The 255-nt window shown below is 55.3% G+C and carries 1 pseudogene; it reads left to right on the forward strand.

Features of this window, described 5'->3' with window-relative positions:
* Positions 1-255 (forward strand): annotated as a pseudogene (locus MWC30_RS22360) (ISKra4 family transposase); the annotation flags it as partial.

Genomic DNA, 255 nt, shown 5'->3' on the forward strand with positions numbered 1-255 from the left:
CAGGCTCTATCTCATTGACGAGGACAGAATCGAGCACCTGATCAGCTGGCATCAGATGGCGGACAATCATAAGATAGCCGATGCTCTCCGCACCATCAAGGAAGCCGGCCTCATTCCCATTGAGAAGATCAGGCTCTGTGTGGTGGCGGACGGAGCGGACTGGATCTGGAACAGAGTCGAGGAGCTCTTCCCCGATGCCAGGCAGGTCATGGATTTCTACCATTGCTCAGAGTATCTCCACAAGGTGGCTGCAGC

The organism is Desulforhabdus sp. TSK (assembly GCF_022836495.1).
GTDB lineage: Bacteria > Desulfobacterota > Syntrophobacteria > Syntrophobacterales > Syntrophobacteraceae > Desulforhabdus.